Below are 25206 nucleotides of genomic sequence, written 5' to 3' on the forward strand. Positions count from 1 at the left end.
GCGGGCCCCGGGGCGAGACCCTAGACTGATCGGGTCGCCCTCGTAGCTCAGGGGATAGAGCACGGCTCTCCTAAAGCCGGTGTCGTTGGTTCGAATCCAATCGAGGGCACCACCGCGCACGGACGCCCCGGACCGCCACGGTCCGGGGCGTCCGTGCGCCCGGGCACCGCCCGGGTCGGGTGCGGTCCGTGCGCTCGGCGGCCCGCGCGCTCAGCGGCCGGTCCGGGGTCCCGGCTCCTGGCCCCGGGGACGGGACAGAGCCCCGTCCCCGGCGTGGTCCCCGCCCGCGGCGCGGGCCGCCGCGCGGCGGCGCAGCCCCTCGGCGGCGGTCAGGGCCGTCACGGCGAGCAGCAGCACGAGCAGCACCCACCGTGCGAGCACGAGCAGGGAGGCCGTGGTCACCGCGGCGCCGTCCCCGGGGTCCGCGAGCGCGGCGTCGATCGCCGAGTTGCCGGCCAGGGAGACGCCCGCGAAGGCCAGCACGACCGCCGACCGGGTCCAGCGCCGGGCACGGGAGGCCGTGTTGAGGGCCACGAACAGCAGCCACGCGAGGCCCACGAACAGCGGGGCGAGCAGCCCGGAGCTGCGGTGGATGCCCTCGTAGGCGGCGCGGCCCTCCTCGCCCAGGGACGCGGCCAGGGCCCGGGCGTGCTCCTGGTCGAACCCGCCCAGGGTCCACTCGGCCAGGGGCGTGCCGCCGGCCGCGGCCGCCGCGAACCCCGGCAGGATCCAGGCGTGGACCCACAGCCACAGCGCCGCGGCCACGGCCATGGTCGCACCCACCACCAGGCCGGGGCTGGACCGGGGCGGGGCCGGGCGCGCGGGGGCCTGCTCCCTCGCCCGCTCCCGCCCACCGCCGGGGGCCCGGCCCGCCGAGTCCCCGTGCTTCCTGGCCTTCTGCGCTCTCGTCAGTCCCATGCGGCCATTATCGGTCCCGTTCCCGCCGCGGTCCCCGGTCCGGCCGGGCGGTGCGCCCCGTCCCGTCCCCGGACGGCGGCCCGGCCCGGACCGGGCCTGTGGGCTCGGGCCGTGCAGGCCGGCCCGGGGGTAGGCTGGGGCCACCCGGTACGGTCGGCGCACCGGCCGGGGCGGTCCGGCCGAGGGCGGCCGGGTCCCGCCGAGGACGACACGGAGGTGCCCGTCATGGAACTGTCCATCGGACTCCCGGACGGCCTGCTGATGCGGCTGACCGAGGGCAACGTGCTCACGCTGTTCGAGAAGGACCACGAGACGGTCCGGCGGAGCGTGGACTGCTCCGTCCTCGGCGGCGAACCCATGGCGGACATGGTGTGGTCGCACAAGCTCTCGGCCGTGATCGTCGCGGTGCCCACGCTGCACCGGCTGTTCCGGTGGGACCCGTACACCGACGTGCTCTACGAGTTCGCCGGCACGGGGGAGCCCGGGCGGCGGGACGGCAAGGCGGCGCAGGCCAAGTTCGACACCCCGGTGTCCATCACCGAGGACGGCAACGGGACCCTGTGGCTGATCGACCGGGGGTCCTCGTCCCTGCGGTGCGTCGAGATCGACACCGACAAGCCCGACGGCGCCCCGCAGGTGTGCACGGTCGTCGGCCGGCGCGGCGCGGGCTTCGCCGACGGTCCCGCCGAGACGGCCCAGCTGGACCACCCCGAGGACCTGCAGATCCTCTACGACGGATCGATCGTCGTCGCCGACACCGGCAACCACGCCATCCGCCACCTCGACCCCGCCTTCCGCGAGCTCGACACCGTCTACGGCGGCCCGGACCGGACCCCGGGTCTCGACGACGACGACGTCGAGCTCTGCCGGCCCCGGCGGGTCACGGTCGCCGACTCGGAGCTGTGGGTCGAGGACGACAACGGCCGGCACCGCCTGGAGCTGCACTTCGTCTGAGCCGCCGGCCCGCGGAGGTGTCCCCGACCCTCGGTAGACTGTCGGGCACGATGGACTACCTCTTCGACAATCCCCTCCTGCCCTCCGCGCCCCCGGCCCCTCCGGCCGCCCCGCGGCCCGCCGCCGCCCCGGAGGCGCTCGTGGAGGGGCTCAACGAGCCCCAGCGGGCGGCCGTGGAGCACGCCGGCGGACCCCTGCTGATCGTCGCGGGCGCCGGCTCCGGCAAGACCCGCGTGCTGACCCACCGGATCGCCCACCTCCTGGCCACCGGCCGGGCCCACCAGGGGCAGATCCTCGCGATCACGTTCACGAACAAGGCCGCGGCGGAGATGCGCGAGCGCGTCGTCGAGCTCGTGGGGGACTCGGCGCGGTCGATGTCGATCTCCACCTTCCACTCCTTCTGCGTGCGCGTGCTCCGGCGCGAGGCGGCGAGCGTGGGCCTGAAGTCGACGTTCTCCATCTACGACGCCGTCGACTCGCTGCGGCTGATCACGCTCGTGGCCCGCCAGCACGACCTCGACCCGAAGCGCTTCGCGCCCAAGAGCATCCAGCACCGCATCTCCGCGCTGAAGAACGAGCTGGTCGACGACGAGACGTTCCTGGCCCGCACCTCGGAGACGGACCCGTTCGAGAGCGCCGTCGCCCAGGTCTACCGCGGCTACACCGAGCGGCTGCGCGCGGCCAACGCGATGGACTTCGACGACCTCATCAGCCAGACCGTGCACATGTTCCGGGCCTTCCCGCAGGTCGCCGAGTACTACCGGCGCAAGTACCGGCACGTGCTCATCGACGAGTACCAGGACACCAACCACGCCCAGTACGCCCTGGTGCGCGAGCTCGTGGGCACCGCCGCCCCCGAGGGGCAGGGCGGGCCCGCCGCGGTGCCCCCCGCCGAGCTGACGGTGGTGGGCGACTCCGACCAGTCGATCTACGCGTTCCGCGGCGCGGACATCCGCAACATCGTCGACTTCGAGCAGGACTACCCCGAGGCGCGCACCATCCTGCTCGAGCAGAACTACCGCTCGACCCAGAACATCCTCACGGCAGCCAACGCCGTCATCGCCCAGAACAAGGGCCGCCGCGAGAAGCGGCTGTGGACCGCCTCCGGGGACGGGGAGAAGATCGTCGGCTACGCCGCCGAGAACGAGCACGAGGAGGCCCGCTTCATCGCCGAGGAGATCGACCGGCTCCAGGACGAGGACGGCTACCGGCCCGGCGACGTCGCCGTGTTCTACCGCACCAACGCCCAGTCGCGCTCGCTCGAGGAGATCCTCATGCGCGTGGGCCTGCCCTACAAGGTCGTGGGCGGCACCCGCTTCTACGAGCGCAAGGAGATCAAGGACGCCCTGTCCTACCTGCGCGCGGTCGTCAACCCCGACGACGACGTCAACGTCCGCCGCATCGTCAACGAGCCCAAGCGCGGGATCGGCGACCGCGCCGAGGGGGCGGTCGTGGCCCTCGCGGACCGGGAGCGGATCTCCTTCATGGCCGCCCTGCGCCGCGCCGACGAGGCCCCCGGACTGGCCACGCGCTCGCTGAACGCGGTGCGCTCCTTCGCCCAGCTCATGGACGACCTCGCGACCGTGGCCGAGAGCTCGGGCGCGGCGACCGTCCTCGAGGCCGTCCTCGAGCAGTCCGGCTACCTGGCCGCGCTGCGCGGGTCCTCCGACCCCCAGGACGAGTCCCGGGTGGAGAACCTCGCCGAGCTCGTCGCGGTGGTCCGGGAGTTCGAGCGGGACAACCCGGACGCCGGGCTCGCCGAGTTCCTCGAGCACGTCTCCCTCGTGGCCGACGCCGACCAGATCCCCAGCAGGCCGCCGGCGCCGGGGACCGAGGGCGGGCCCAGTGCCGAGCAGATCGCGGCCGAGGTCGCCGAGGCCCGCGCACAGGGGGTCGTGACCCTGATGACCCTGCACACGGCCAAGGGCCTCGAGTTCCCGGTGGTCTTCCTCACCGGCCTGGAGCACGGGCTGTTCCCGCACCAGCGCTCCCTCACCGACGAGAAGGAGATGGAGGAGGAGCGGCGGCTCGCCTACGTGGGCCTGACCCGCGCCCGCGAGCGGCTCTACCTCACCCGCTCCGAGTTCCGCTCGATGTGGGGCCAGTCGCAGTACAACCCGGCCAGCCCGTTCCTCGACGAGATCCCCGCCGGGCTCGTGGACTGGAAGCGCGAGGGCGCCGCGGCCGCGCCGTCGTGGGGCTCGGCGGTCCACGGCGGCCAGCGCCGCGACCCGATGCGCGGGTCCTACTGGGGGGCCGCCGCGTCCGCGAACGCGGCGTTCGAGCGGATGGCCCCGCCCCGGGGCAGCGCCGCCGGGCGGGTCCAGCCCAACAAGGAGATCCCCTCCCTGGCGGTGGGGGACACGGTCGAGCACACCACCTTCGGGAAGGGCACCGTGGTCTCCGTGGAGGGCGCCGGGGACAAGACCGTGGCGAAGGTGCGCTTCGGGGCCGAGGAGAAGCGGCTGCTGCTGCGCTACGCCCCGCTGACCAAGGTCGGCTGACCGAGGCCGGCCCGCGGATGCGGCCCGTCCGACCTGCTCCCGCGCCCCGTCGCGGGAGCACCGCAGCACGGGGGCGCCCCGGTGCGGGCGCGGCCCCGGTGCGGCGCGGCGCGGCCGCGGAGCATCCCGGTCACGGCGCGGCCCCGGCCGGGGTGCTCCGGGAGGAGCGCCCCGGCCGGGGCCGCGCCGGCCGCCGGCGAGGATCAGGAGCGGGCCTTGACCTGGTAGATCGCTCCGGTGGAGACGTCCTCCTCGAGGGCCTCGAGCGTGCGCCCGCGGGTCTCCGGGACCTGCGTGGCCACGAAGACCAGGGCCAGGACGCCGACGCCGGCGAAGAGGAAGAACGTGCCGGTGATGCCCACGGCGTCGACCAGGGACGGGAAGTACAGCGAGAGCACGCCGTTGGCGACCCACAGCGCGAAGATGGAGACCCCGATCCCGAACCCGCGCATGTGCAGCGGGAAGACCTCGGAGAGGTAGACCCACACGGCGACGTTGAGGAAGGTCTGCATCGACCCGACGAAAGCGACCACGAGGGCGAGGATCACGAACGGCCGCAGCGGGTTGCCCTCCTCGAGGACCACGGAGGCGATGCCGATCAGCAGGTGGCAGGTGGTCGTGAGGCTGAAGCCGATGACGAACGTCTTGCGCCGGTCGAGCCGGTCCATCATCGCCAGGGCGATGAAGCCGCCGACCACGGCGATCACGCCGGGGGCGATGTTGGCGATCAGCGCGGCGCTGGCGCTGAAGCCCGACTCGATGAGCACGATCTGCCCGTAGTACATGATGGAGTTGATGCCGGTGAGCTGCTGGGCGATGCCCAGGCCGATGCCGACGAGCATGATGCGGATCAGCCACTTGTTGCGCAGGACGGCGCCCAGGCCGATCCGGTTCTCGGCGCTCTCCTCCTCGGCGACGTGCTCGACCTCGCCGAGCTCGGCGACCGCCCGCTCCTCCGAGCGGACCGACCTGAGCACCTCGAGGGCCTCCTCGTGGCGGCCCTTCTCCACGAGCCAGCGCGGTGACTCGGGCATGCGCAGCATCCCGACGAAGAGCGCCACGGCGGGCAGCGCGGAGATCGCGAACATGTACCGCCAGACGCTCGGATGGTCGATGAAGACGTTGCCGATGACCGCGTTGATCACGAAGGCCGAGAGCTGGCCGATCACGATCGCCACCTCGTTGCGCCCGGCGATCGAGCCGCGGATCTCGTAGGGCGCCAGCTCGGCCAGGAAGACGGGGACCACCGCCGAGGCGCCGCCCACGGCCAGGCCCAGGCAGACACGGCCTGCCACGAGGACCTCGTAGTTGGGCGTGAAGACGACGATCATCGTCCCCACGAAGAACAGGACGGCGAGCAGGAGGATCGTCCGGCGCCGGCCCCACGCGTCGGAGATGCGCCCACCGCTCAGGGCGCCGACGGCCGCGGCGAAGACCAGCGAGCTGGTGACCACGCCCTCGGTGAAGGGGGTGAGGCCCAGCTCTTCCGTCATGGGCCGCAGCGCACCGTTGATGACGCCGGTGTCGTAGCCGAAGAGCAGGCCGCCGAAGCAGGCGACGATCGAGATGAGACCCAGGCGCTTGCGGTACGGGCCGGGCGTCAGGGGCGGAAGCGCGGCGGCTTCCCCGTGGGCTGATGACGTGGTGGCCATCGGGAGCTCCTTCGTTCGTGCGCGGCCGCCCGGGGCGGCTCGGCGCGCTTCACGCCGACGGGATGTCGGCTCGGGACGACGTCGTGGAGGTGACGTGCGTCTCAATAGGCATGTAGCTATGTTAGGACAAATATGTGAGGTGCAACACCCCCGCCGCGTCACGAACCGCGGACACGGCGTCTCCGCGGCGGGAACGGGGGCGGAGCCGGGGGCCGCCCCGGCGGGGCGCCGCGAGCCGGCGCGGGTGCGGGCCGGGACGGTGGTGCGGGGGAGGCGGTGACCCGGACGGGGCCCGGACCGGCCCCGAGCGGGGCCCGCACGGGAGGGTGCACCGCCGGGAGGCCGCGGCGCCCCACCGGGGCGGCCCGCTCAGACGAAGAGGAGCACGGCCACGGTCGCCGGCGCGGTCCAGCGCAGCGAGCGGCCCGTGAGGTTGTGGACGGCCCCCAGCAGGGTGCAGCACACCAGTGCCGTCGCCGCCGAGGCCACCCCGCCCAGCAGCAGGCCCGACAGGGCCAGCAGCACGCCCAGCACGAGCCCGCCGACCGGCGCGCGGCGGACGGTGCGGGAGGGCCACCGCAGCTCCGCGGCCCGCTGCACGCACGTGAGCACGAGCGCGAAGAGCAGGCAGCGGCCCACGTGGTAGGCGGCGAAGCCGACCATCGCCAGCCACGCCCCGGCCCCGTAGGCGGTGTAGAGGTCGAGGTAGAGCTGCACGGGCGGCACCCGCCACTGCCCGACCAGGAAGACCGGCAGGATCACGCCCAGCAGCACGGCCGCGACGAACAGCACCAGCGCCGTGGTCGCCGTGCTCGTCGCCCGCGGGTCGGGCAGGGCGAGCTCGGCGCCGTCCTCCGGCGTCGTGGGGTCCGCCGCCCGGTGGCGCAGCCACGCGACCAGCCCGCGGTGCACGAGCACCCACGCGGCGCCCAGTCCCAGCCACGCCAGGACCTGCCAGGCCAGGGGGTAGACCCACGGGATCTCGCCGGTCAGCGTGAGCACCGTGCCGTCGACCACCGCCTCGAGCGCCGTGGCGAGCAGGGCCAGGGTGGCGATCGAGACGAGGAAGCCGGCGTCGGCCGGCGCGAACGCCCGGTTCTCGGGCTGGTCGGCAGGACTCATGGGTCCAGTCAATCAAGAAACCGGCACCACCACGCGCGCGCCCCGGGTTGGGGGTGCGGAATCGGCATGCACTACAGTCTCGTACGGGAGTGCGGCGGCCCGGGACGCACGTGCCGGGCCCGCCCGGCGGGCCGCCCCGCGCTCTGTTCACCATCCGGTCGGTGCGCATCCGGGTCCCCACCCGGGCCGTGTCCGACGCACGACTTCGACGAAGAAGGACAACACCCGTGGACCTGTTCGAATACCAGGCACGCGACCTGTTCGAGAAGCACGGCGTGCCCGTGCTCCAGGGCATCGTCGCCACCACCCCGGAAGAGGCCAAGGCCGCCGCCGAGAAGATCGGCGGCGTCACGGTCGTCAAGGCGCAGGTCAAGGTCGGCGGCCGCGGCAAGGCCGGTGGCGTCAAGGTCGCCAAGACGGCCGACGAGGCCTACGAGCACGCCCAGCAGATCCTCGGCATGGACATCAAGGGCCACACCGTCCACCGCGTGATGATCGCCCAGGGCGCGGACATCGCCGAGGAGTACTACTTCTCCATCCTGCTCGACCGCGCAAACCGCTCCTACCTGGCCATGTGCTCGGTCGAGGGCGGCATGGAGATCGAGCAGCTCGCCGTCGAGCGCCCCGAGGCCCTCGCCCGGGTCGAGGTCGTCCCCACCGAGGGCATCACCGAGGCCAAGGCCCAGGAGATCGTGCGCGAGGCGAAGTTCGACGACGAGACCGCCGCCAAGGTCGTTCCCGTCCTCGTGAAGCTGTGGGACGTCTTCAAGAAGGAGGACGCGACCCTCGTCGAGGTCAACCCGCTGGTCAAGACCGGCGCCGGCGACATCGTCGCCCTCGACGGCAAGGTCTCCCTCGACGAGAACGCCGAGTTCCGCCAGCCCGACCACGCCGCGCTCGCCGACAAGTCCAGCGCCGACCCGCTGGAGGAGAAGGCCAAGGAGCACGACCTCAACTACGTCAAGCTCGACGGCGAGGTCGGCATCATCGGCAACGGCGCGGGCCTGGTCATGTCCACCCTCGACGTGGTCGCCTACGCCGGCGAGAAGCACGGCGACGTCAAGCCCGCCAACTTCCTCGACATCGGCGGCGGCGCCTCCGCCGAGGTCATGGCCGCGGGCCTGGACGTCATCCTCAACGACCCGCAGGTCAAGTCCGTCTTCGTCAACGTCTTCGGCGGCATCACCGCGTGCGACGCCGTGGCCAACGGCATCGTCAAGGCCCTGGAGATCCTCGGCGACGAGGCGAACAAGCCGCTCGTGGTGCGCCTGGACGGCAACAACGTCGAGGAGGGCCGCCGCATCCTCTCGGAGGCGGCCCACCCGCTGGTCACCCTCGCGGAGACCATGGACCAGGGCGCCGACAAGGCCGCCGAGCTGGCCCAGTCCGCCCAGTAATCCCGCCGACCACAACTGAGGAACGAACAGCAATGGCTATCTTTTTGAACAAGGACTCCAAGGTCATCGTTCAGGGCATCACCGGCGGCGAGGGCACCAAGCACACCGCGCGCATGCTCGCGGCGGGCACCCAGGTCATGGGCGGCGTCAACGCACGCAAGGCCGGGACCACCGTCTCCCACCAGGACAAGGACGGCAACGCCGTCGAGCTGCCCGTCTTCGGCACCGTCGCCGAGGCCGTCGAGAAGACCGGCGCGGACGTCTCCATCGTCTTCGTGCCGCCGGCCTTCACCAAGGACGCCGTCATCGAGGCCGTCGACGCCGGGGTCCCGCTCGTCGTCGTGATCACCGAGGGCATCCCCGTCCAGGACTCCGCCGAGTTCTGGGCCTACGCCAAGTCGCGCACCGACGAGAACGGCAAGCAGGTCACCCGCATCATCGGGCCGAACTGCCCCGGCATCATCACCCCGGGCGAGTCCCTCGTGGGCATCACCCCGGCGAACATCACGGGCAAGGGCAAGATCGGGCTGGTCTCCAAGTCCGGCACCCTGACCTACCAGATGATGTACGAGCTGCGCGACATCGGGTTCTCCACCGCCATCGGCATCGGCGGCGACCCGGTCATCGGCACCACCCACATCGACGCCCTCGAGGCGTTCGAGGCGGACCCCGAGACCGAGGCCATCGTGATGATCGGCGAGATCGGCGGCGACGCCGAGGAGCGCGCCGCGGACTTCATCAAGGCCAACGTCACCAAGCCGGTCGTCGGCTACGTCGCCGGCTTCACCGCCCCGGAGGGCAAGACCATGGGCCACGCCGGCGCCATCGTCTCCGGGTCCTCGGGCACGGCCCAGGCCAAGAAGGAGGCCCTCGAGGCCGTGGGCGTGAAGGTCGGCAAGACCCCGTCCGAGACCGCCCAGCTGATGCGGGAGATCTTCGAGGCCAAGTGACCCCGTGACGCTCCCGCCGGCCCCGTGCCGGCGGGAGCGGCAGCACGAAGGGCCCCGTCCGCGCCGCGGACGGGGCCCTTCCGCGTCCCCGGGCGTCAGAGGCGGCCCTCGAGGAACTGGGCCTGCCCCTCGCCGAAGGACCAGTCGGCGCGGGTGTTCGCGCTCACGGCCACGATCAGGTCCTGCGGGTCCAGCCCGGTGCGCTCGCGCAGCCGCTCGGCCAGGGCCCGGTAGACGGCCCGCTTCTGCGCCTCGTCGCGGCCCTGCTGGAGGATCTGGACGACGACGACGTCCTCGCTGCGGGTGTAGCCCAGCCCGGTGTCCTCGGCGATGATCCGGCCGGGCCGGTGCTCGGTGATGATCTGGTAGCGGTCGCGGGCGGGGGCGGCGAAGGTCTCGAGCATCACGTCCTGCACGGCGTCGGCCAGCTCGCGGAGCTGCTCGGAGGTGCGGCGGTGCTCGATGACGTCGATGCGCACGAGGGGCATGGCGGTCCTTCCGTGAAGGGGAGCGGGGTGCCACCACGGTGGCACCCCGGATACCGACATGTCAATACATCCTGACAATATGCGAAAGACCTTGCGCCCCTTCCCGCGCCGGATCCGCCCGCCGGTGGTCGTGCGCCCCGTCGGTCGGTCCGGCGGGGCGGCGGCCCGGACGCCCCGCTTGGACATAATGTCTTTACAAACTGACGTGGATGCGTATCCTGGTTGTGACGCGGACCACGGTTCCTTCCCGGGCGGTCCGCTCCGCACCCCTCGGGGCGCGGATCCCGCACGACGATCAGGAAGCAGGTCACCATGGCGCAGCAGCACGCGGCCACCGCCACCGCCCCGGCGGGGGAGCAGGCCGAGAACCCCGTCCTCATCGGCACCGCCCCGGACTCCTGGGGCGTCTGGTTCGCCGACGACCCGAAGCAGACCCCGTGGCAGCGCTTCCTCGACGAGGTCGTCGAGGCCGGCTACTCCTGGATCGAGCTGGGCCCCTACGGCTACCTGCCCACCGACCCCGCCCACCTGGCGGACGAGCTCGGTCAGCGCGGGCTGAAGGTCTCCGCCGGGACGGTGTTCACCGCCTTCCACCGCGGCGCCGACCAGTGGGAGGAGGCCTGGGAGCCCGCCCGGCGGGTGGCCGAGCTGACCGCGGCGATGGGCGGTGAGCACATCGTCGTCATCCCCGCCATGTGGCGCGACGACGTCACCGGGGAGGCCGTGGAGGACGAGCACCTGAGCGCCGAGCAGTGGCAGGCCCTGTGCGCGGGCCACGACCGGCTCGGCAAGGTGCTGCGCGAGGAGTACGGGCTGCAGCAGCAGTTCCACTCCCACGCCGACTCCCACGTGTGCGGCCAGCCCGACATCGAGACGTTCCTGCAGCGCACCGACCCCGAGCTGGTCACCCTGTGCCTGGACACCGGGCACGCCGAGTACGGCGGGGCCTCCTCCGTGGACCTGATCCGCACGTACCCCGAGCGCATCGGCTACCTGCACCTGAAGCAGATCGACCCCGTGGTCCTGGAGCGGGTCCGCCGCGAGAACCTCACCTGGGCCGCCGCGAACCTCGCCGGCGTCATGGTCGAGCCGCCCGCGGGCCTGCCCGACCTCGCCGCGGTCGTCGCCGAGGTCGAGAAGCTCGGCCGGCCGGTCTTCGGCATCGTGGAGCAGGACATGTACCCCGTCTCCTCCTTCGACGTCCCGCTGCCCATCGCCACGCGCACCCGCTCCTACCTCACCGGCTGCGGCTCCCGCACCCGCGTCCGCTGAGGCCCCGCCCCGATCCCGGAGGAACGAGATGAAGATCGCCCTCGACCCGACGCCCTTCCACCACACGCACTCCCTGCTGGAGTTCCCGGCGCTGGCCCGCGAGCTCGGCTACGACCACCTGCAGCTGACCCCCCACCCGGACTTCCTGCCCTTCTTCAACCACCCCAAGGCCGACGACCGCCTCGTCGCCGACCTGCGCCGGGCCTGCCGCGACGCCGGGGTGCAGATCGCCTCCGTGCTGCCCGTGCTGCGCTGGTCCGCCCCGGACCCGGACGCCCGCGAGGCCGCCGTGCGCTACTGGAAGCGGGCCATCCGGATGACCGTGGACCTCGGCGTGCAGCAGATGAACACCGAGTTCCAGGGCCGGCCCGAGCTGGCCGAGGAGTCCGAGCGCGCCTTCTACCGCTCGATGGAGGAGCTGCTGCCGATCATCGAGCGCGAGGGCGTCCACATCGCGATCGACCCCCACCCCGACGACTTCGTGGAGCAGGGCCTGGCCGCCTGGCGGGTGATCCGCGGCGTGAACTCCCCGTACCTGGGCTTCGCCTACGTCGCCCCCCACACCTTCCACATGGCCGACGAGCCCCTCGAGATCATGCGCACGGTCGGCGACCGGATCCGCGTGGTGCACGTGGCCGACAGCATGGACCACCGCCGCTCGCACGGGCTGCGCTACATCACCAACCCGCCCGGCAGCCCGGCCCGCGTCCACCAGCACCTGCGGATCGGCGACGGCGACGTCGACTGGGACGAGTTCTTCGGCGGTCTCGCCGAGACCGGCTTCCTCGACCGCGAGGAGACGGTGATGGTCTCCTCGGTCTTCGCCGAGAACGAGAACGCGGTGGCGGTCTCCCGCTACCAGCTCGAGCAGATGACGGAGCGCGCCGAGGCCGCCCGGAGCGCCGTCCGGTCCCGCGGCACGCAGAAGGAGGAGGTGCGGGCATGAGCCACGACGTCGTGACCATGGGGCGCATCAGCGTCGACATCTACCCCAACGAGATCGGGATGGGCCTCGAGGACGTCACCAGCTTCGGGAAGTACCTCGGCGGCTCGCCGGCCAACGTCGCCGTCGCCGCGGCGCGCCACGGCGAGTCGGCGGCGCTGATCAGCCGCACCGGCGAGGACCCCTTCGGCACCTACCTGCACCGGGAGCTCGTGCGCTACGGGGTGGACGACACGTTCGTCACCCCCGTGCCCGGGCTGCAGACCCCGGCGACCTTCTGCGCGATCATGCCGCCGGAGGACTTCCCGCTGTACTTCTACGGCCGCTTCCCCACGGCCCCGGACCTGCAGATCCGGCCCGAGGAGATCGACACCGCGACCGTGCGCGACGCCCGGATCCTGTGGTCGACCGTCACGGGCCTGTGCCAGGAGCCCTCCCGCTCGGCGCAGCTGGCCGCCCACACCGCCCGCCCGCGCGAGCAGCTGCGCCCCGACCAGCACACGGTCCTCGACCTCGACTACCGCCCGATGTTCTGGGCCTCCGAGGAGGAGGCCCGGGAGCAGGTCCACGAGCTGCTCCGGCACGTGAGCATCGCCATCGGCAACGACAAGGAGTGCGCCGTGGCCGTGGGGGAGGGCACCCCCGACGAGCAGGCCGACCGGCTGCTCGAGGCCGGGGTGCGCATCGCCGTGGTCAAGCTCGGCCCCGAGGGCGTCATGGCCAAGACCCGCGAGGAGCGCGTGGTCTCCGCCCCCGTGCCCGTCGAGACCGTCAACGGCCTCGGCGCCGGCGACTCCTTCGGCGGGGCGTTCTGCCACGGCCTCAACCAGGGCTGGCCCCTCGAGCAGGTCCTGGACTACGCCAACGCCGCCGGTGCCATCGTCGCCTCCCGGATCTCCTGCTCGGACGCGATGCCCACCCCCGACGAGGTCTTCCAGCTGCTGCGCGAGCGCGGCCGCGCCGTTCCCGAAGGAGCCACCCGATGAGCACCACCGAGATCGAGGTCGGCACGACCGCCGACCCCCGCCGCTACGAGCACCTCAGCCGCATCCGGCTCGAGGACCCCCGGGCGGTGCAGCGGGCGGCCGACTCCCGGCGCCGCCACCCCGGGCTCGTCTACGGCCGGCAGAACTTCATCGTCGCCGCCGACCACCCCGCCCGCGGGGCCCTCACCGTCCGCGGGGACGAGCGCGCGATGGCCGACCGCCGGGACCTGCTCGACCGGCTGCTCGTCGCGCTGGCCAACCCCCGCGTGGACGGCGTGCTCGCGTCCCCGGACGTGCTGGACGACCTGCTGCTGCTCGGGGCCCTGGACGGCAAGCTCGTCTTCGGGTCCATGAACCGCGGCGGGCTGCCCGGGCTGGTCAACGAGATCGACGACCGCTTCACCGGTCACACCGCCGACGCGCTGGACCGCATCGGCGCCGACGGCGGCAAGATGCTCACCCGCATCTGCTTCGAGGACCCGCACACGACCTCCGTCCTGGAGGCCACCGCCCAGGCCGTGGACGCCCTCTCCCGGCTCGGCCTCGTGGCCATGGTCGAGCCCTTCATCTCCCGGACCACCGACCGCGGGATCGTCAACGACCTCTCCACCGACGCCGTGATCCGCTCCGTGGCCATCGCCCAGGGCCTCGGCGGGTCCTCCGCCCACACGTGGATGAAGCTGCCCGTGGTCGGGGAGATGGAGCGGGTCATGGCCGCCACCACCCTGCCCACGGTGCTGCTGGGCGGCGACCCGTCCGGTGAGCCCGAGGAGGTCTTCGCGACCTGGGCCGCCGCGCTCGCCCTGCCCGGCGTGCAGGGCCTGACGGTCGGGCGGACCCTGCTCTACCCGGAGGACGGCGACGTCGCCGGGGCCGTGGCCACCGCCGCGTCGCTGCTGAAGGGCCACCCGGCCCAGGAAGGAGTCGCTCGATGAGCACCCGCACCCTCTCCGTCTCCCAGGCGCTCGTGGAGTTCCTGGCCAACCAGTGGACGGTCGACCGCGTGGGCGGCACCGAGCACCGGGAACGGACGATCCCCGGGATGTTCGGCATCTTCGGCCACGGCAACGTGGCCGGCGTCGGGCAGGCGCTCAAGCAGTACCAGGCGAGCGACCCCCGGCTGATGCCCTACTACCAGGGCCGCAACGAGCAGGCGCAGGTCCACCAGGCCGTCGGCTGGGCCCGGCACACCCGGCGCCGCTCCACCTTCGCGGTGAGCACCTCGATCGGCCCCGGCGCGACCAACATGGTCACCGGCGCCGCCCTGGCGACCACCAACCGGCTGCCGGCGCTGCTGCTGCCCTCCGACCAGTTCGCGTCCCGCGCCCCCGACCCCGTGCTCCAGCAGCTCGAGCGCCCCGACGCCGGGGACCTGACGGTCAACGACGTCTTCCGCCCGGTCTCCCGGTTCTTCGACCGGGTCTGGCGGCCCGAGCAGCTGTTCTCCGCGCTGCTCAACGGGATGCGCGTGCTCACCGACCCGGCCGAGACCGGTGCGGTGACCATCGCCCTGCCCCAGGACGTGCAGGCCGAGACGCTCGAGGTGCCCGAGGAGTTCCTCGCCCCGCGGGAGTGGCGGATCCGCCGCCCCGCCCCGGAGGAGGAGGACGTCCGCGCGGCCGTCGCCGCGATCCGGGCCGCCGAGCGGCCCGTCGTGATCGCCGGCGGCGGGGTGCACTACGCCTTCGCGACCGAGGCGCTGCGGGAGTTCGCCGAGACCACCGGCATCCCCGTGGCCTACACCCAGGCCGGGGTCGGCGTGCTCGACTGGGACCACCCCCGGTGCCTGGGCGCGGTGGGCTCCACCGGGTCCACCGCCGCGAACGCCGTGGTGGCGGAAGCGGACCTCGTGATCGGCATCGGCACCCGCTACGAGGACTTCACCACCGCCTCCCGCACCGCCTTCCAGCACCCCGGGGTGCGCTTCCTCAACATCAACGTGGCCGCGTTCGACGCCCACAAGCTCGGCACCTCCCTGCCGGTCGTCGCCGACGCCCGCAAGACCCTCGTCGAGCTGACGAAGGCACTCGGCGGGTACCGGGTCGGCGCGGACCTCGCCGAGACCGTCGCGACCGAGAAGCGGCGCTGGGACGGGATCGTCGACGACGCCTTCGGCGACCGGCACGAGCCCCTGCCCAGCCAGAACGAGATCATCGGCGCCGTCAACGGGGCCATGGCCGAGCGCGACGTCGTCATCTGCGCCGCCGGCTCCCTGCCCGGGGACCTGCACAAGATGTGGCGGGTCAAGGACCCGTACGGCTACCACGTCGAGTACGCCTACTCCTGCATGGGCTACGAGATCGCCGGCGGCCTGGGCGTCAAGCGCGCAGCACTGGCCGAGGCCGCCCGCGACGGCCAGGACCCGCGCGACGTCGTCGTCATGGTCGGGGACGGGTCGTACCTGATGATGCACACCGAGCTCGTCACGGCCGTGGCCGAGGGCCTCAAGCTCGTGGTCGTGCTCATCCAGAACCACGGCTACGCCTCGATCGGCGCGCTGTCCGAGCAGCTGGGCTCCCAGCGCTTCGGCACGAAGTACCGCTACCTCGACGAGGACCGGCACAGCTTCGACGACGGCTCGACGCTGCCGATCGACCTGGCCACCAACGCCGAGTCCCTGGGGGTGCGCGTCCTGCGCGTCGAGCCCGGGGAGGGCGTGATCGACCGGCTCGCCGAGGCCGTCGCGCAGGCCAAGGCCGCCCCCGAAGGCTCCGGGCCGGTGCTCGTGCACGTCGAGTCCGACCCGCTGATCGACGCCCCCAGCTCCGAGTCCTGGTGGGACGTGCCCGTCACGGCCACCGCCGAGCTGGACTCCACGAACGAGGCCTACGCGCTCTACCAGCAGCACAAGTCCCGGCAGCGCCCGCTGCTCGGGAACTGAAGGAGGATCCCATGACCCAGCAGATCGAGACGACCCAGCAGATCGAGCACTTCATCGCCGGGGCCCGCACCGCCGGCTCCGGGCAGCGCACCCAGGAGGTGTACAACCCCGCGACCGGGGAGGCCACCGGTGTGCTGCACCTGGCCGACCGCGAGGACCTCGAGCGCGCCGTCTCGGCCGCCCGAGCGGCGGCCGGGACGTGGGGCGAGATGTCCCTGGCCCGGCGCACGGCGGTGCTGTTCCGGTTCCGCGAGCTGGTGGCCGCCCACACGGACGAGCTGGCCGCCCTGATCACCGCCGAGCACGGCAAGGTCCTCTCCGACGCCAAGGGCGAGGTGGGCCGCGGCCTGGAGGTCGTCGAGTTCGCCTGCGGGATCGCCGAGCAGCTCAAGGGCGAGTTCTCCGACCAGTTCTCCACCGGCATCGACGTCTACTCCTTCCGCCAGCCCCTGGGCGTGGTCGCCGGGATCACCCCGTTCAACTTCCCCGTGATGGTGCCGCTGTGGATGGCCCCGGTCGCGATCGCCACCGGCAACGCGTTCATCCTCAAGCCCTCCGAGCGCGACCCCTCCCCGTCGCTGCTGCTCGCCGAGCTGTGGCAGCGGGCCGGACTGCCCGACGGCGTCTTCCAGGTGCTGCACGGGGACAAGGAGACGGTCGACGGGCTGCTCACCCACCCCGAGGTCGACGGCATTTCCTTCGTGGGCTCCACCCCGATCGCCAAGTACGTCCACGAGACCGCCACGAAGCACGGCAAGCGCGTCCAGGCCCTGGGCGGGGCGAAGAACCACGCCGTGGTCCTGCCCGACGCCGACATGGACATCGCCGCCGACAACATCAACGCCGCGGCCTTCGGCTCCGCCGGCGAGCGCTGCATGGCGATCTCCGTGGCCGTGGCCGTGGGCGAGGCGGCCGACCTGCTCGTGGACAAGCTCGCCGAGCGCGCCCGGGGCATCCGCGTCGGCAACGGCATGGAGGCCTCCTCGGAGATGGGCCCGGTGATCACCCCGGCCTCCAAGGAGCGGATCCGCCGGATCGTCACCGCCGCGGAGGAGGACGGCGCGGCCGTGGTCGTCGACGGCCGCGACCTGATCGTCGAGGACCACGAGAACGGCTTCTTCGTGGGCCCGACCGTGATCGACCGGGTGCGCCAGGACATGACGGCCTACGAGGAGGAGATCTTCGGCCCCGTGCTCGCGGTGCTGCGGGTCGACAGCCTCGAGGAGGCCGTCGAGGTCATCAACGCCAACCCCTACGGCAACGGCACGGCGATCTTCACCTCCTCGGGGGCCTACGCCCGCCAGTTCAAGCGGCAGGTCACCGTGGGCATGATCGGGGTCAACGTCCCGATCCCCGTGCCCGTCGCCTGGCACTCCTTCGGCGGCTGGAAGGACTCGCTGTTCGGCGACCACCACATCTACGGCCCGGACGGGGTGCGCTTCTACACCCGCGGCAAGGCCGTGACCGAGCGCTGGCCCGAGCCCCACCACGCCTCCGGCGCCTCGTTCGCCTTCCCCTCGTCCTCCGACTGAGACCCGCGGAGCCCAGGACGTCCCCGTCGCCGTGCGGCGGGGACGTCCTCGTCCCGCAATTGTCTTTACATGAGGACAAGAAACGCTAGGCTGGGGCGCAGCGCCTGTGACGGGCACCACGACCGATCGACCACCCCTCCCCGCCGCACCGGCGGGACGGAAGGAGCACCTCCCATGAACGCACCGCTGCGCATCGCCGTCGTCGGCGCCGGCCGCATGGGCGCCGACCACATCGAGCGCCTCCACCGGCGCATCGCCGGCGCCGAGGTGGCCGCCGTCGTCGACATCGACCGCCCCCGCGCGGAGGCCGCCGTGGCCCACATCCCCGGCGCGGTCGCCCACACCGACTTCCAGGAGGTCCTGGACCGGGACGACATCGACGCCGCGCTGCTCGCGACCCCCGGCTTCCTGCACGAGCAGGTGCTGCTGCCGGCCCTCGGGAAGGGGCTGCCGGTGCTGTGCGAGAAGCCCCTGACCCCCGACGCCGAGTCCTCGTGGCGCGTCGTGCAGGCCGAGGTCGCCGCCGGGCGCCAGCTCGTCCAGGTCGGCTTCATGCGCCGCTTCGACACCGGCTACCTCGCCCTGCGCCGGATGATCGAGGAGAGGACCTACGGCGAGCTGCTCACCCTGCACCACCAGCACCGCAACCCCACGACCCCGCCGGGGTTCACCAACGAGATGATCATCAACGACTCGGTGGTGCACGAGTTCGACGCCGTGCGCTTCTTCACCGGCGAGGAGATCGTCAGCGTCCAGGTCCGGATCGGGCGCTCGACCCGCAACGCCCCCGAGGGCCAGCGCGACCCGCAGCTGGTGCTCATGGAGACCGAGTCCGGCGTCCTCGCCCAGGTCGAGGCCTACGTCAACGCCCGCTTCGGCTACCAGGTCTCCACCCAGGCCTCCTTCGAGACCGGTGTGGTCGGCATCGGCGGCGACCAGGAGCCCTACGTGCGCACCGAGGGCCGCTGGGGCGGATCGGTCACCCCCGGCTTCGAGGAGCGCTTCGCCGAGGCCTACGACCGCGAGATCCAGGCGTGGGTGGAGGCGACCGCCCGCGGCGAGATCGGCGGGCCCTCCGCGTGGGACGGCTACGCCACCGCGGCGTGCTGCGAGGCCGGTGTGCGGGCCCAGTCCTCCGGGGAGACGGTGCCCGTCCACCTCGAGGCCAAGCCCTCCCTCTACGCCTGAGCGCGTCCGGGGGTGCGGGGCCCCGCACCCCCGGCCCCTCCTCGTCCCCGCCCTCGGTGGGCCGGCGCCTCCCCGCCCCCGGCCCTCAGCGGGCCGGGGGCGGGGCCGTGGTGCGCCGCAGCACCAGCCGGGGCTCGAGCAGCAGGCTCCGCCCGGCGGGCGGCTCCCCGCCGATGCGGGCCAGCAGGCGCTGCGCGGCCGCCGCCCCGATCGCGGCGTTGCGGCTGTCGACCGTGGTCAGCTCCAGCAGGTGGGTCGCGGCGACCGGGGAGTCGTCGTAGCCGATCACCGACAGGTCCGCGGGCACGCGCCGGCCGCGCTCGCGGGCCGCGGCCAGCGCGCCCATCGCCATGGTGTCGTTGGCCGCGAACAGGGCGGTCAGTCCCGGGTGCGCGTCGAGCAGCCGGCCCGCGGCGACCCATCCGTCCTCCTCCGTGGTCGTGCCCGCGCCGGCCGCCGTCCGTGCGGCCACCTCCGCCTCCGCGGCGGCGGCCGCGAAGCCCTCCGCCCGCAGCCGTGCGGCGCCGCCGCCGCCGGTCAGGTGGCCGATCTCCCGGTGCCCGAGCTCCAGCAGGTGCCCGGTGGCCAGGCGGGCCCCGTGCCGGTCGTCGTTGGCCACGACGTCCGCGCCCGGCACCTCCCGGTCGCGGTGGCCGGCCACGACGACCGGCAGGTCCTCCGGCACGCGCATGGCCGCGCTCGGCTCGGTCGCGAGCACCAGGCCGTCGGCGCGCATCGACAGGAAGCCCTCCAGCGGGCTCGCCCCGACGTGGGCGTTGAGGGTGTGGTCGGCGACCGCGATCCGCAGCCCGTGCGGGGCCAGTCCCTGCTGCAGCCCGCGCAGCAGCTCGACGAACCACTGGTTGCGGTAGTCGTCGATGAGCACGCCGACCGTGCGGGCGGTGGCCCCGGCCAGGGTCGCGGCCGCCTGGCTGGGGCGGTAGTCCAGCCGCGCCATGGCCTCGAGCACCGCGGTGCGCCGCGCGTCCGAGACGTTCGGGGACCCCCGCAGGACCAGGGAGACCAGCGACTTCGAGACGCCGGCGGCGCGGGCGACGTCGTAGATGGTGGGGGCCCGCCCCGGGCGACAGCTCATCCGGTCCTCCTCGTCGAAATTGTCCTGACAAACCTCTTGACGAGGTTCCACGGTCGATCCTACCGTTGTTTGGAGCGCTCCAAAGTGAGCTGCCGCACAGGCGCCCGATCCCGTGGCGGCCTCCGTCCCCGTCTCCCCAGGAGAAACCATGACTGACAGCATCGGCATCGCCGTCATCGGCGCCGGCATGGCCGGGCAGGCCCACGCGGCCGCCTACCGCGTGGCCCCCACGCTCTACGATCCCGTCCTGCCGCCGCTGCGCTACGTCGCCGTCGGCGACGTCAACGAGACCCTGGGTGGGCACGTGGCCCGGCGCTACGGCTACGCGAAGGCCGTCGGCTCCTGGGAGGCGATCGCGGAGGACCCGGAGGTCGACGTGGTCAGCGTGGTGATCGCCAACCGCTTCCACCGCCAGGTGGTCGAGGGCCTGCTCGAGGCCGGCAAGCACGTGCTGTGCGAGAAGCCGCTGAGCGACACCCTTGACGACGCCCGGGCCATGGCCACCGCGGCCGCCCGGGCCGAGTCCCTCGCTCGCATCGGCTTCACGTTCCGCCGCACCCCCGGCATCGCCGCAATCCGGGACCTGATCCAGGACGGCACCCTGGGGAAGGTCCTGCACTTCAGCGGCCGGTACTGGACCGACTACGGGTGCAGCCCGAAGGCCCCGATGAGCTGGCGCTACAAGGGCGGTCCCGGTTCGGGGGCCCTGGCCGACGTGGGCAGCCACCTGTCCTACGTCGCAGAGTTCCTCTGCGGGGACATCGCCTCGGTGTCCGGGGGCCGGCTGGCCACCACCATTGCCGAACGCCCCCTGCCCGTGGGTGCGGTCACCGGCCACCACCTGGTGGAGGTCAGCGACACCTGCGAGCCGGTGGAGAACGACGACTACGCCGCCTTCTCCGCCGAGTTCGCCCAGGGCGCGGGCAGTCTGGAGGTCTCCCGGGTGGCGGCCGGGCACCCCAACACGCTGACGTTCGAGGTGTTCTGCGAGAAGGGCGCGGCCCGGTTCGACCAGCTGCGTCCCGCCGAGATCGAGCTGTACCTGCACGAGGGGCCGGACGCCGTCAACGGCTACCGCACCGTCACCCTCGGCCCTCAGCACCCCTATCTCGGCGGCGGGCTGGCAATGGACGCCCCGGGGGTGGGCTTCGGCCAGAACGACGCCTTCGGCTACCAGGCCCGCGCATTCCTGGAAGAGGTCGCCGGCCTGGGCGAGGACGTCTCGCTGCCGCGCAACGCGTCCTTCGCCGAGGGCGTGCACAACATGGAAATCCTCGAGGCCGCCGTGGAGTCGGCCACCAACCACGGAAAGAAGGTCCTCCTGTGAAGCTCGGCGTCTACAGCGCGATCCTGCACGACCGGCCCCTGCCCGAGGCCCTGGAGGTCGTCGCGGACCTCGGCCTGGCCGGCATCGAGATCAACACCGGCGGGTTCCTGCCGGCCGTCCACGTCCCGAACATGGATCAGATCCTGGACAGTGACGCGGCCCGCGACGACTACCTGGGCCTCTTCGAGGGCACCGGGGTCTCGATCGCCGGCCTGAACTGCAACGGCAACCCGCTGCACCCGAAGCGGGCCATCAGCGAGAAGCACGCCGAGGACGTCCGCCGCTCCATCCGGCTGGCCGCCCGCCTGGGCCAGGACCGGGTGGTGACCATGTCCGGGCTGCCCGGCGGGGAGGCCGGGGCCACCGTGCCCAACTGGATCGTCAACGCCTGGAACTCCGCGGCCCTCGACGTGCTGGACCACCAGTGGGGGATCGTCGCCGACTTCTGGCGGGAGACCGACCGGCTGGCCGCCGACCACGGCGTCAAGGTGGCCCTGGAGCTGCACCCGCAGAACGTCGTGTTCAACACCGCCGACGTCCGCAAGCTCATCGAGCTCACCGGGGCCACCCATGTGGGGGTGGAGCTCGACGCGTCCCACCTGTTCTGGCAGCAGATGGACCCGGTCGCCGTCGTCCGTGAGCTCGGCCCGCTGGTCCTCCACGCCGCCGCCAAGGACGTGCGGATCAACCGGGAGAACGCCGCGCTCTACGGGGTGCTGGACAACAGCTTCCGCCGCCTCCCGCCCGAGGAGGAGCGCACCAACCTGGGCGGCGACGAGTGGGCCAACGAGTGGCCGAAGAACTCCGCGTGGGACTTCGTGGCCCTGGGCCGCGGCCACGACACCGCGTACTGGACGGAGTTCCTCGCCGCCCTGCAGGAGGTCGACCCCGACATGGCGGTGAACATCGAGCACGAGGACACCTCCCTCGGCCGGATCGAGGGCCTCGAGATCGCCGCTAGCGTGCTCAAGGACGCCGCCGCGGCCCTCGAGGCCCGCGGCTGAACGTCCCCGGAACCGGCTGCGGCCCCGCCCACGTGGGCGGGGCCGCAGCCGGTTCCGGGACGTGCGCTCAGCGGCCGAAGGGCAGCCGCGGGTCGATCTCCGCCGCGTCCCAGGACCGGCGGACCCAGCCGTGGTGCGGGTCGTCGCTGATCAGCCACTCCCGCACCCGGCCCGGACCGGCCATGACGTTGAGGTAGTACAGGTCGTAGCCCGGGGCCGCCATCGCGGGGCCGTGCCAGCCGTAGGGCACGAGGACGACGTCGCCCGAGCGCACCTCCGCGCTGACGTCGATCGGCCGCTCGTCCGAGGCGTAGACCCGCTGGTAGCCCATGGGGTCCGCCCCCTCCGGGCCCGGGCCCGGGACGTCCTCGGCCACGCGGGTCTCGAAGTAGTAGATCTCCTCGAGGGCGGTCTCGCCCTCCTTCTCCTCGTCGTGCTTGTGCGGCGGGTAGGACGACCAGTTCCCCGCGGGGGTGAGCACCTCGCACACGATGAACCGGTCCGCCTCCAGGGCCGCGGGCGTGCCGAAGTTGTGCACCTGCCGCGAACAGTTGCCGGCCCCGCGCAGCTCCACGGGGATCTCCTCGCGCCGCAGGTGCCGGGCGGGGTGCTCCGCCTTCGCGGGGGCCGAGGCCACGGCCACGCGACCGCCCTCCTCGGCGATCACCGTCAGATCGGTGCGCACCCCGGTGTAGAGCACGTCCGTGGGCCCGGCGAAGACCGAGGCCCGGCCCTGCAGGGCGTAGGTGGTCCCGCCCGCGTCCGCGCGGAAGGACCCCGACAGCGGCACGACGATGCGCTCCTCCGCCACGGCGTCCAGGGCCAGGCCCTCGCCCGGGCCCAGGTCGGCCACCCGCAGCCCGGTGTGCGCCCACCCGGGCACCTCGGTGGGGGAGTCGTGCCCGCCCAGGGAGACGAACCAGCCGCCGTGGGCGGCGGAGCCCTTCGGGTAGACCCACTCGGGGCGTGCGGACGTGTCGGTCATGGGATCCTCCTGCGTCTCGGGTGCTCGTGCGTTTCCGGTGGGCCCGGCCGGGCCCGGCCTCAGTGCTGGACCAGGGTCAGCTCGAAGCTGTACTTGTCCCCGCGGTAGACGTGGTGGCCCGTCTCCACGGGCCGGCCGACGTCGTCGAGCGCGGTGCGGGTCATGGACACCAGCGCCGCGCCGGGCTCCACGCCCAGCAGCGCGGCCTGCTCCTCGTCGGCGGCGACGGCCCCGACCCGCTGGTGGGCCAGCTGGAAGGTCACGCCCTGTGCGCGCATCAGCGCGTACAGCCCGTCCTGCTCCAGGCGCTCGCGGTCGAGCTCGCACCGGGAGCACGGCACCCAGTTCTCCATCAGGGCCAGCGGCTCCCCGTCCGTGCTGCGCACCCGGCGCAGGTGGTAGACCTCGTCGCCGGGGCTCAGCCCGAGCAGCTGCGCGGTCTCCTCGTCGGCCGGCACCCGGGCGAGGCCCAGGACGGCCGTGGTGGGCGAGCCCCCGCTGCTGCGCAGGTCGTCGTGGAGGCTGGACAGCTCCAGCGAGCGGCGGACCTGGCTGCCGACCACCTGGGTGCCTACGCCGCGCTTGCGCACCAGCAGCCCGGCCCGCACCAGCTGGTCCATGGCCTTGCGCATCGTGGGGCGGGAGAGGTTGAGCCGGTTGGCCAGGTCGATCTCGTTGTCCAGCTTCGTCCCCGGCGGCAGCTCGCCGGTGCGGATGGCGTCCTCCAGGGCCTGTGCCACCTGGTGGTACAGGGGCACGGGGGAGTTCTTGTCGACGGCGAGTCGGAGCGGTGCGGCCACGGGGTCCTCCAGCGGGGTTCGGGCGTCGTGCCGGCGGGCGGCGCTGGGTCCAGCGTACCGCGCGGAACGATCTTGTCGTTATGTCCATACATTCTATTGACAACTGTGAGCTGTGTCACCCACCATGATCCGCAGGCGGTACGGCCGAGGAGCGCACAGCGGCGCGGGGCCCCGCCACGAGAGGAGAATCCCCATGAACCAGCGACGCACCACCCGCGCCCGGCGGCGGCTCGCCGCGGCGGCCCTGCTCGTCCCGGCCCTGGCCCTGACGGCCTGCTCGAGCGAGGGTGGCCGCACGGAGGCGCAGGGCGGCGGCGAGGGCGGCGGGGAGGTCGCCTCGACCGAGCGGATGAAGGTCGCCATGGTCACGCACGCCCCTCCCGGGGACACCTTCTGGGACACCATCCGTGCCGGGGCCGAGGAGGCCGCGGCCAAGGACAACGTCGAGTTCCTCTACGCCTCCGATCCCGAGGGCGGGCGCCAGGCGCAGCTCGTCCAGCAGTACATCGACCAGGACGTCGACGGGATCGCAGTGACCCTGGCCAAGCCCGACGCCCTGCGCGACGTCCTGCAGCGGGCCGAGGACGCCGGCATCCCGGTCGTCTCGCTCAACGCGGGCGAGCAGGAGTTCGCCGAGGTCGGGGCGTTCGCGCACTTCGGCTCCGACGAGCAGCTGGCCGGGCGCACCGCGGGCGAGCGGCTCGCGGAGGAGGGCGTGCAGCACCCCGTCTGCGTGATCCAGGACCAGGGCCACGTGGGCCTCGAGGCCCGGTGCGCGGGCGTGAAGGAGGCGCTGCCTGAGACGGAGATCCTCTACGTGCAGGGCACCGACATGACCCAGGTCGCCTCGACGGCCACCGCCAAGCTGCAGTCCGCCCAGGAGGCCGACGCGATCATCGGCCTCGGCGCCCCCATCACCATGACGCTGCTCGACGCCAAGGCGGACGCCGGCAGCGACGTGACGGTCGCCTCCTTCGACCTCAACGGCGACCTGGCCCAGGCGATCGTGGACGGCGACGTGCTGTTCACCGTCGACCAGCAGCCGTGGCTGCAGGGCTACCTCTCCGTCGACGCCCTGTGGCAGGACCACCGCGGCGCCTTCCGGATCGGCGGCGGGCAGCCGACCCTGACCGGCCCGGCGATCGTCGACCGGGACAACGCCGAGCAGGTCCTCCAGTACGCGGAGGAGGGCATCCGCTGAGCGGGG

21 protein-coding genes and 1 tRNA gene are annotated in these 25206 nt (G+C 72.9%); 15 read left to right on the forward strand and 7 right to left on the reverse strand.

Going from position 1 to position 25206, the window contains the following annotated elements; translation table 11 throughout:
• Positions 1-36 precede the first annotated feature (36 nt).
• A tRNA-Arg gene (locus AS188_RS06660) sits at positions 37-112 on the forward strand.
• Positions 113-210: 98 nt separating this feature from the next.
• On the opposite strand, the gene AS188_RS06665 is transcribed toward AS188_RS06660, so the two are convergent.
• On the reverse strand, positions 211-918 hold the full coding sequence (locus AS188_RS06665; RefSeq protein WP_186815341.1) for a hypothetical protein: 708 nt from the start codon (positions 916-918) through the stop codon (positions 211-213).
• 225 nt (positions 919-1143) lie between these two features.
• Here AS188_RS06665 and AS188_RS06670 point away from each other — a divergent pair, with 225 nt between their 5' ends.
• Both AS188_RS06670 and pcrA read left to right on the forward strand, forming a co-directional pair.
• Positions 1144-1872, forward strand: a complete 729-nt coding sequence (locus tag AS188_RS06670) for an NHL repeat-containing protein (protein WP_147050438.1) — start codon at positions 1144-1146, stop codon at positions 1870-1872.
• A 50-nt stretch (positions 1873-1922) separates the two neighbouring features.
• On the forward strand, positions 1923-4376 hold the full coding sequence (pcrA, locus tag AS188_RS06675) for a DNA helicase PcrA (RefSeq protein WP_058858198.1): 2454 nt from the start codon (positions 1923-1925) through the stop codon (positions 4374-4376).
• A 203-nt stretch (positions 4377-4579) separates the two neighbouring features.
• Here the strand turns inward: pcrA and AS188_RS06680 are convergent, their stop codons facing one another.
• Complete coding sequence (locus tag AS188_RS06680; protein ID WP_058858199.1) at positions 4580-6028, reverse strand: sugar porter family MFS transporter; 1449 nt, start codon at positions 6026-6028, stop codon at positions 4580-4582.
• Between the two features lie 369 nt (positions 6029-6397).
• Positions 6398-7150 carry a hypothetical protein gene (locus tag AS188_RS06685; RefSeq protein ID WP_058858200.1) on the reverse strand — a complete coding sequence of 251 codons (753 nt, stop codon included), beginning with the start codon at positions 7148-7150 and terminating at the stop codon, positions 6398-6400.
• A gap of 227 nt (positions 7151-7377) precedes the next feature.
• On the opposite strand from AS188_RS06685, the gene sucC reads away from it, so the two are divergent.
• The gene (gene sucC, locus AS188_RS06690; RefSeq protein ID WP_058858201.1) at positions 7378-8547 is read left to right on the forward strand and encodes an ADP-forming succinate--CoA ligase subunit beta; all 1170 of its coding nucleotides are present in this window, start codon (positions 7378-7380) and stop codon (positions 8545-8547) included.
• 32 nt (positions 8548-8579) lie between these two features.
• Positions 8580-9497, forward strand: coding sequence for a succinate--CoA ligase subunit alpha (sucD, locus tag AS188_RS06695; protein WP_058858202.1), 918 nt, complete (start codon positions 8580-8582; stop codon positions 9495-9497).
• Between the two features lie 95 nt (positions 9498-9592).
• On the opposite strand, the gene AS188_RS06700 is transcribed toward sucD, so the two are convergent.
• Positions 9593-9985 carry a tautomerase family protein gene (locus AS188_RS06700; RefSeq protein ID WP_058858203.1) on the reverse strand — a complete coding sequence of 131 codons (393 nt, stop codon included), beginning with the start codon at positions 9983-9985 and terminating at the stop codon, positions 9593-9595.
• A gap of 312 nt (positions 9986-10297) precedes the next feature.
• On the opposite strand from AS188_RS06700, the gene AS188_RS06705 reads away from it, so the two are divergent.
• The 7 genes from AS188_RS06705 (at position 10298) to AS188_RS06735 (ending at position 18787) form a co-directional block, all read left to right on the forward strand.
• On the forward strand, positions 10298-11257 hold the full coding sequence (locus tag AS188_RS06705; protein WP_058858204.1) for a sugar phosphate isomerase/epimerase family protein: 960 nt from the start codon (positions 10298-10300) through the stop codon (positions 11255-11257).
• Between the two features lie 28 nt (positions 11258-11285).
• Positions 11286-12203 (forward strand): sugar phosphate isomerase/epimerase family protein, encoded by a 918-nt coding sequence (locus tag AS188_RS06710; RefSeq protein WP_058858205.1) that lies wholly within the window; start codon positions 11286-11288, stop codon positions 12201-12203.
• On the forward strand, positions 12200-13186 hold the full coding sequence (gene iolC, locus AS188_RS06715; protein WP_058858206.1) for a 5-dehydro-2-deoxygluconokinase: 987 nt from the start codon (positions 12200-12202) through the stop codon (positions 13184-13186). Before AS188_RS06710 ends, iolC begins: the two co-directional genes overlap by 4 nt.
• Entirely contained in the window at positions 13183-14121 is a 939-nt protein-coding gene (locus AS188_RS06720) for a Cgl0159 family (beta/alpha)8-fold protein (protein WP_058858207.1), read from the forward strand. The genes iolC and AS188_RS06720 overlap by 4 nt, the downstream gene beginning before the upstream one ends.
• Complete coding sequence (iolD, locus tag AS188_RS06725) at positions 14118-16067, forward strand: 3D-(3,5/4)-trihydroxycyclohexane-1,2-dione acylhydrolase (decyclizing) (protein ID WP_058858208.1); 1950 nt, start codon at positions 14118-14120, stop codon at positions 16065-16067. Before AS188_RS06720 ends, iolD begins: the two co-directional genes overlap by 4 nt.
• An 11-nt stretch (positions 16068-16078) precedes the next feature.
• Positions 16079-17599 (forward strand): CoA-acylating methylmalonate-semialdehyde dehydrogenase, encoded by a 1521-nt coding sequence (locus AS188_RS06730; protein ID WP_058858209.1) that lies wholly within the window; start codon positions 16079-16081, stop codon positions 17597-17599.
• 174 nt (positions 17600-17773) lie between these two features.
• Positions 17774-18787, forward strand: a complete 1014-nt coding sequence (locus AS188_RS06735; protein WP_058858210.1) for a Gfo/Idh/MocA family protein — start codon at positions 17774-17776, stop codon at positions 18785-18787.
• Positions 18788-18872: 85 nt separating this feature from the next.
• Here AS188_RS06735 and AS188_RS06740 read toward each other — a convergent pair whose 3' ends face one another.
• Positions 18873-19934, reverse strand: coding sequence for a LacI family DNA-binding transcriptional regulator (locus AS188_RS06740; RefSeq protein ID WP_335339146.1), 1062 nt, complete (start codon positions 19932-19934; stop codon positions 18873-18875).
• Between the two features lie 97 nt (positions 19935-20031).
• Here AS188_RS06740 and AS188_RS06745 point away from each other — a divergent pair, with 97 nt between their 5' ends.
• Both AS188_RS06745 and AS188_RS06750 read left to right on the forward strand, forming a co-directional pair.
• Complete coding sequence (locus tag AS188_RS06745; protein WP_058858212.1) at positions 20032-21210, forward strand: Gfo/Idh/MocA family protein; 1179 nt, start codon at positions 20032-20034, stop codon at positions 21208-21210.
• Positions 21207-22214, forward strand: a complete 1008-nt coding sequence (locus AS188_RS06750) for a sugar phosphate isomerase/epimerase family protein (RefSeq protein ID WP_058858213.1) — start codon at positions 21207-21209, stop codon at positions 22212-22214. Before AS188_RS06745 ends, AS188_RS06750 begins: the two co-directional genes overlap by 4 nt.
• Positions 22215-22281: 67 nt before the next feature.
• On the opposite strand, the gene iolB is transcribed toward AS188_RS06750, so the two are convergent.
• Positions 22282-23199, reverse strand: coding sequence for a 5-deoxy-glucuronate isomerase (gene iolB, locus AS188_RS06755; protein ID WP_058858214.1), 918 nt, complete (start codon positions 23197-23199; stop codon positions 22282-22284).
• A 59-nt stretch (positions 23200-23258) separates the two neighbouring features.
• A complete protein-coding gene (locus tag AS188_RS06760; RefSeq protein ID WP_058858215.1) occupies positions 23259-23999 on the reverse strand; it encodes a GntR family transcriptional regulator in 741 nt (246 codons plus the stop codon).
• 193 nt (positions 24000-24192) lie between these two features.
• Here AS188_RS06760 and AS188_RS06765 point away from each other — a divergent pair, with 193 nt between their 5' ends.
• Positions 24193-25200: a substrate-binding domain-containing protein gene (locus AS188_RS06765; protein ID WP_058858216.1), complete on the forward strand. Its 1008-nt coding sequence runs from the start codon at positions 24193-24195 to the stop codon at positions 25198-25200.
• Positions 25201-25206: the final 6 nt, after the last annotated feature.

This window comes from Kocuria flava (assembly GCF_001482365.1).
GTDB lineage: Bacteria > Actinomycetota > Actinomycetes > Actinomycetales > Micrococcaceae > Kocuria > Kocuria flava.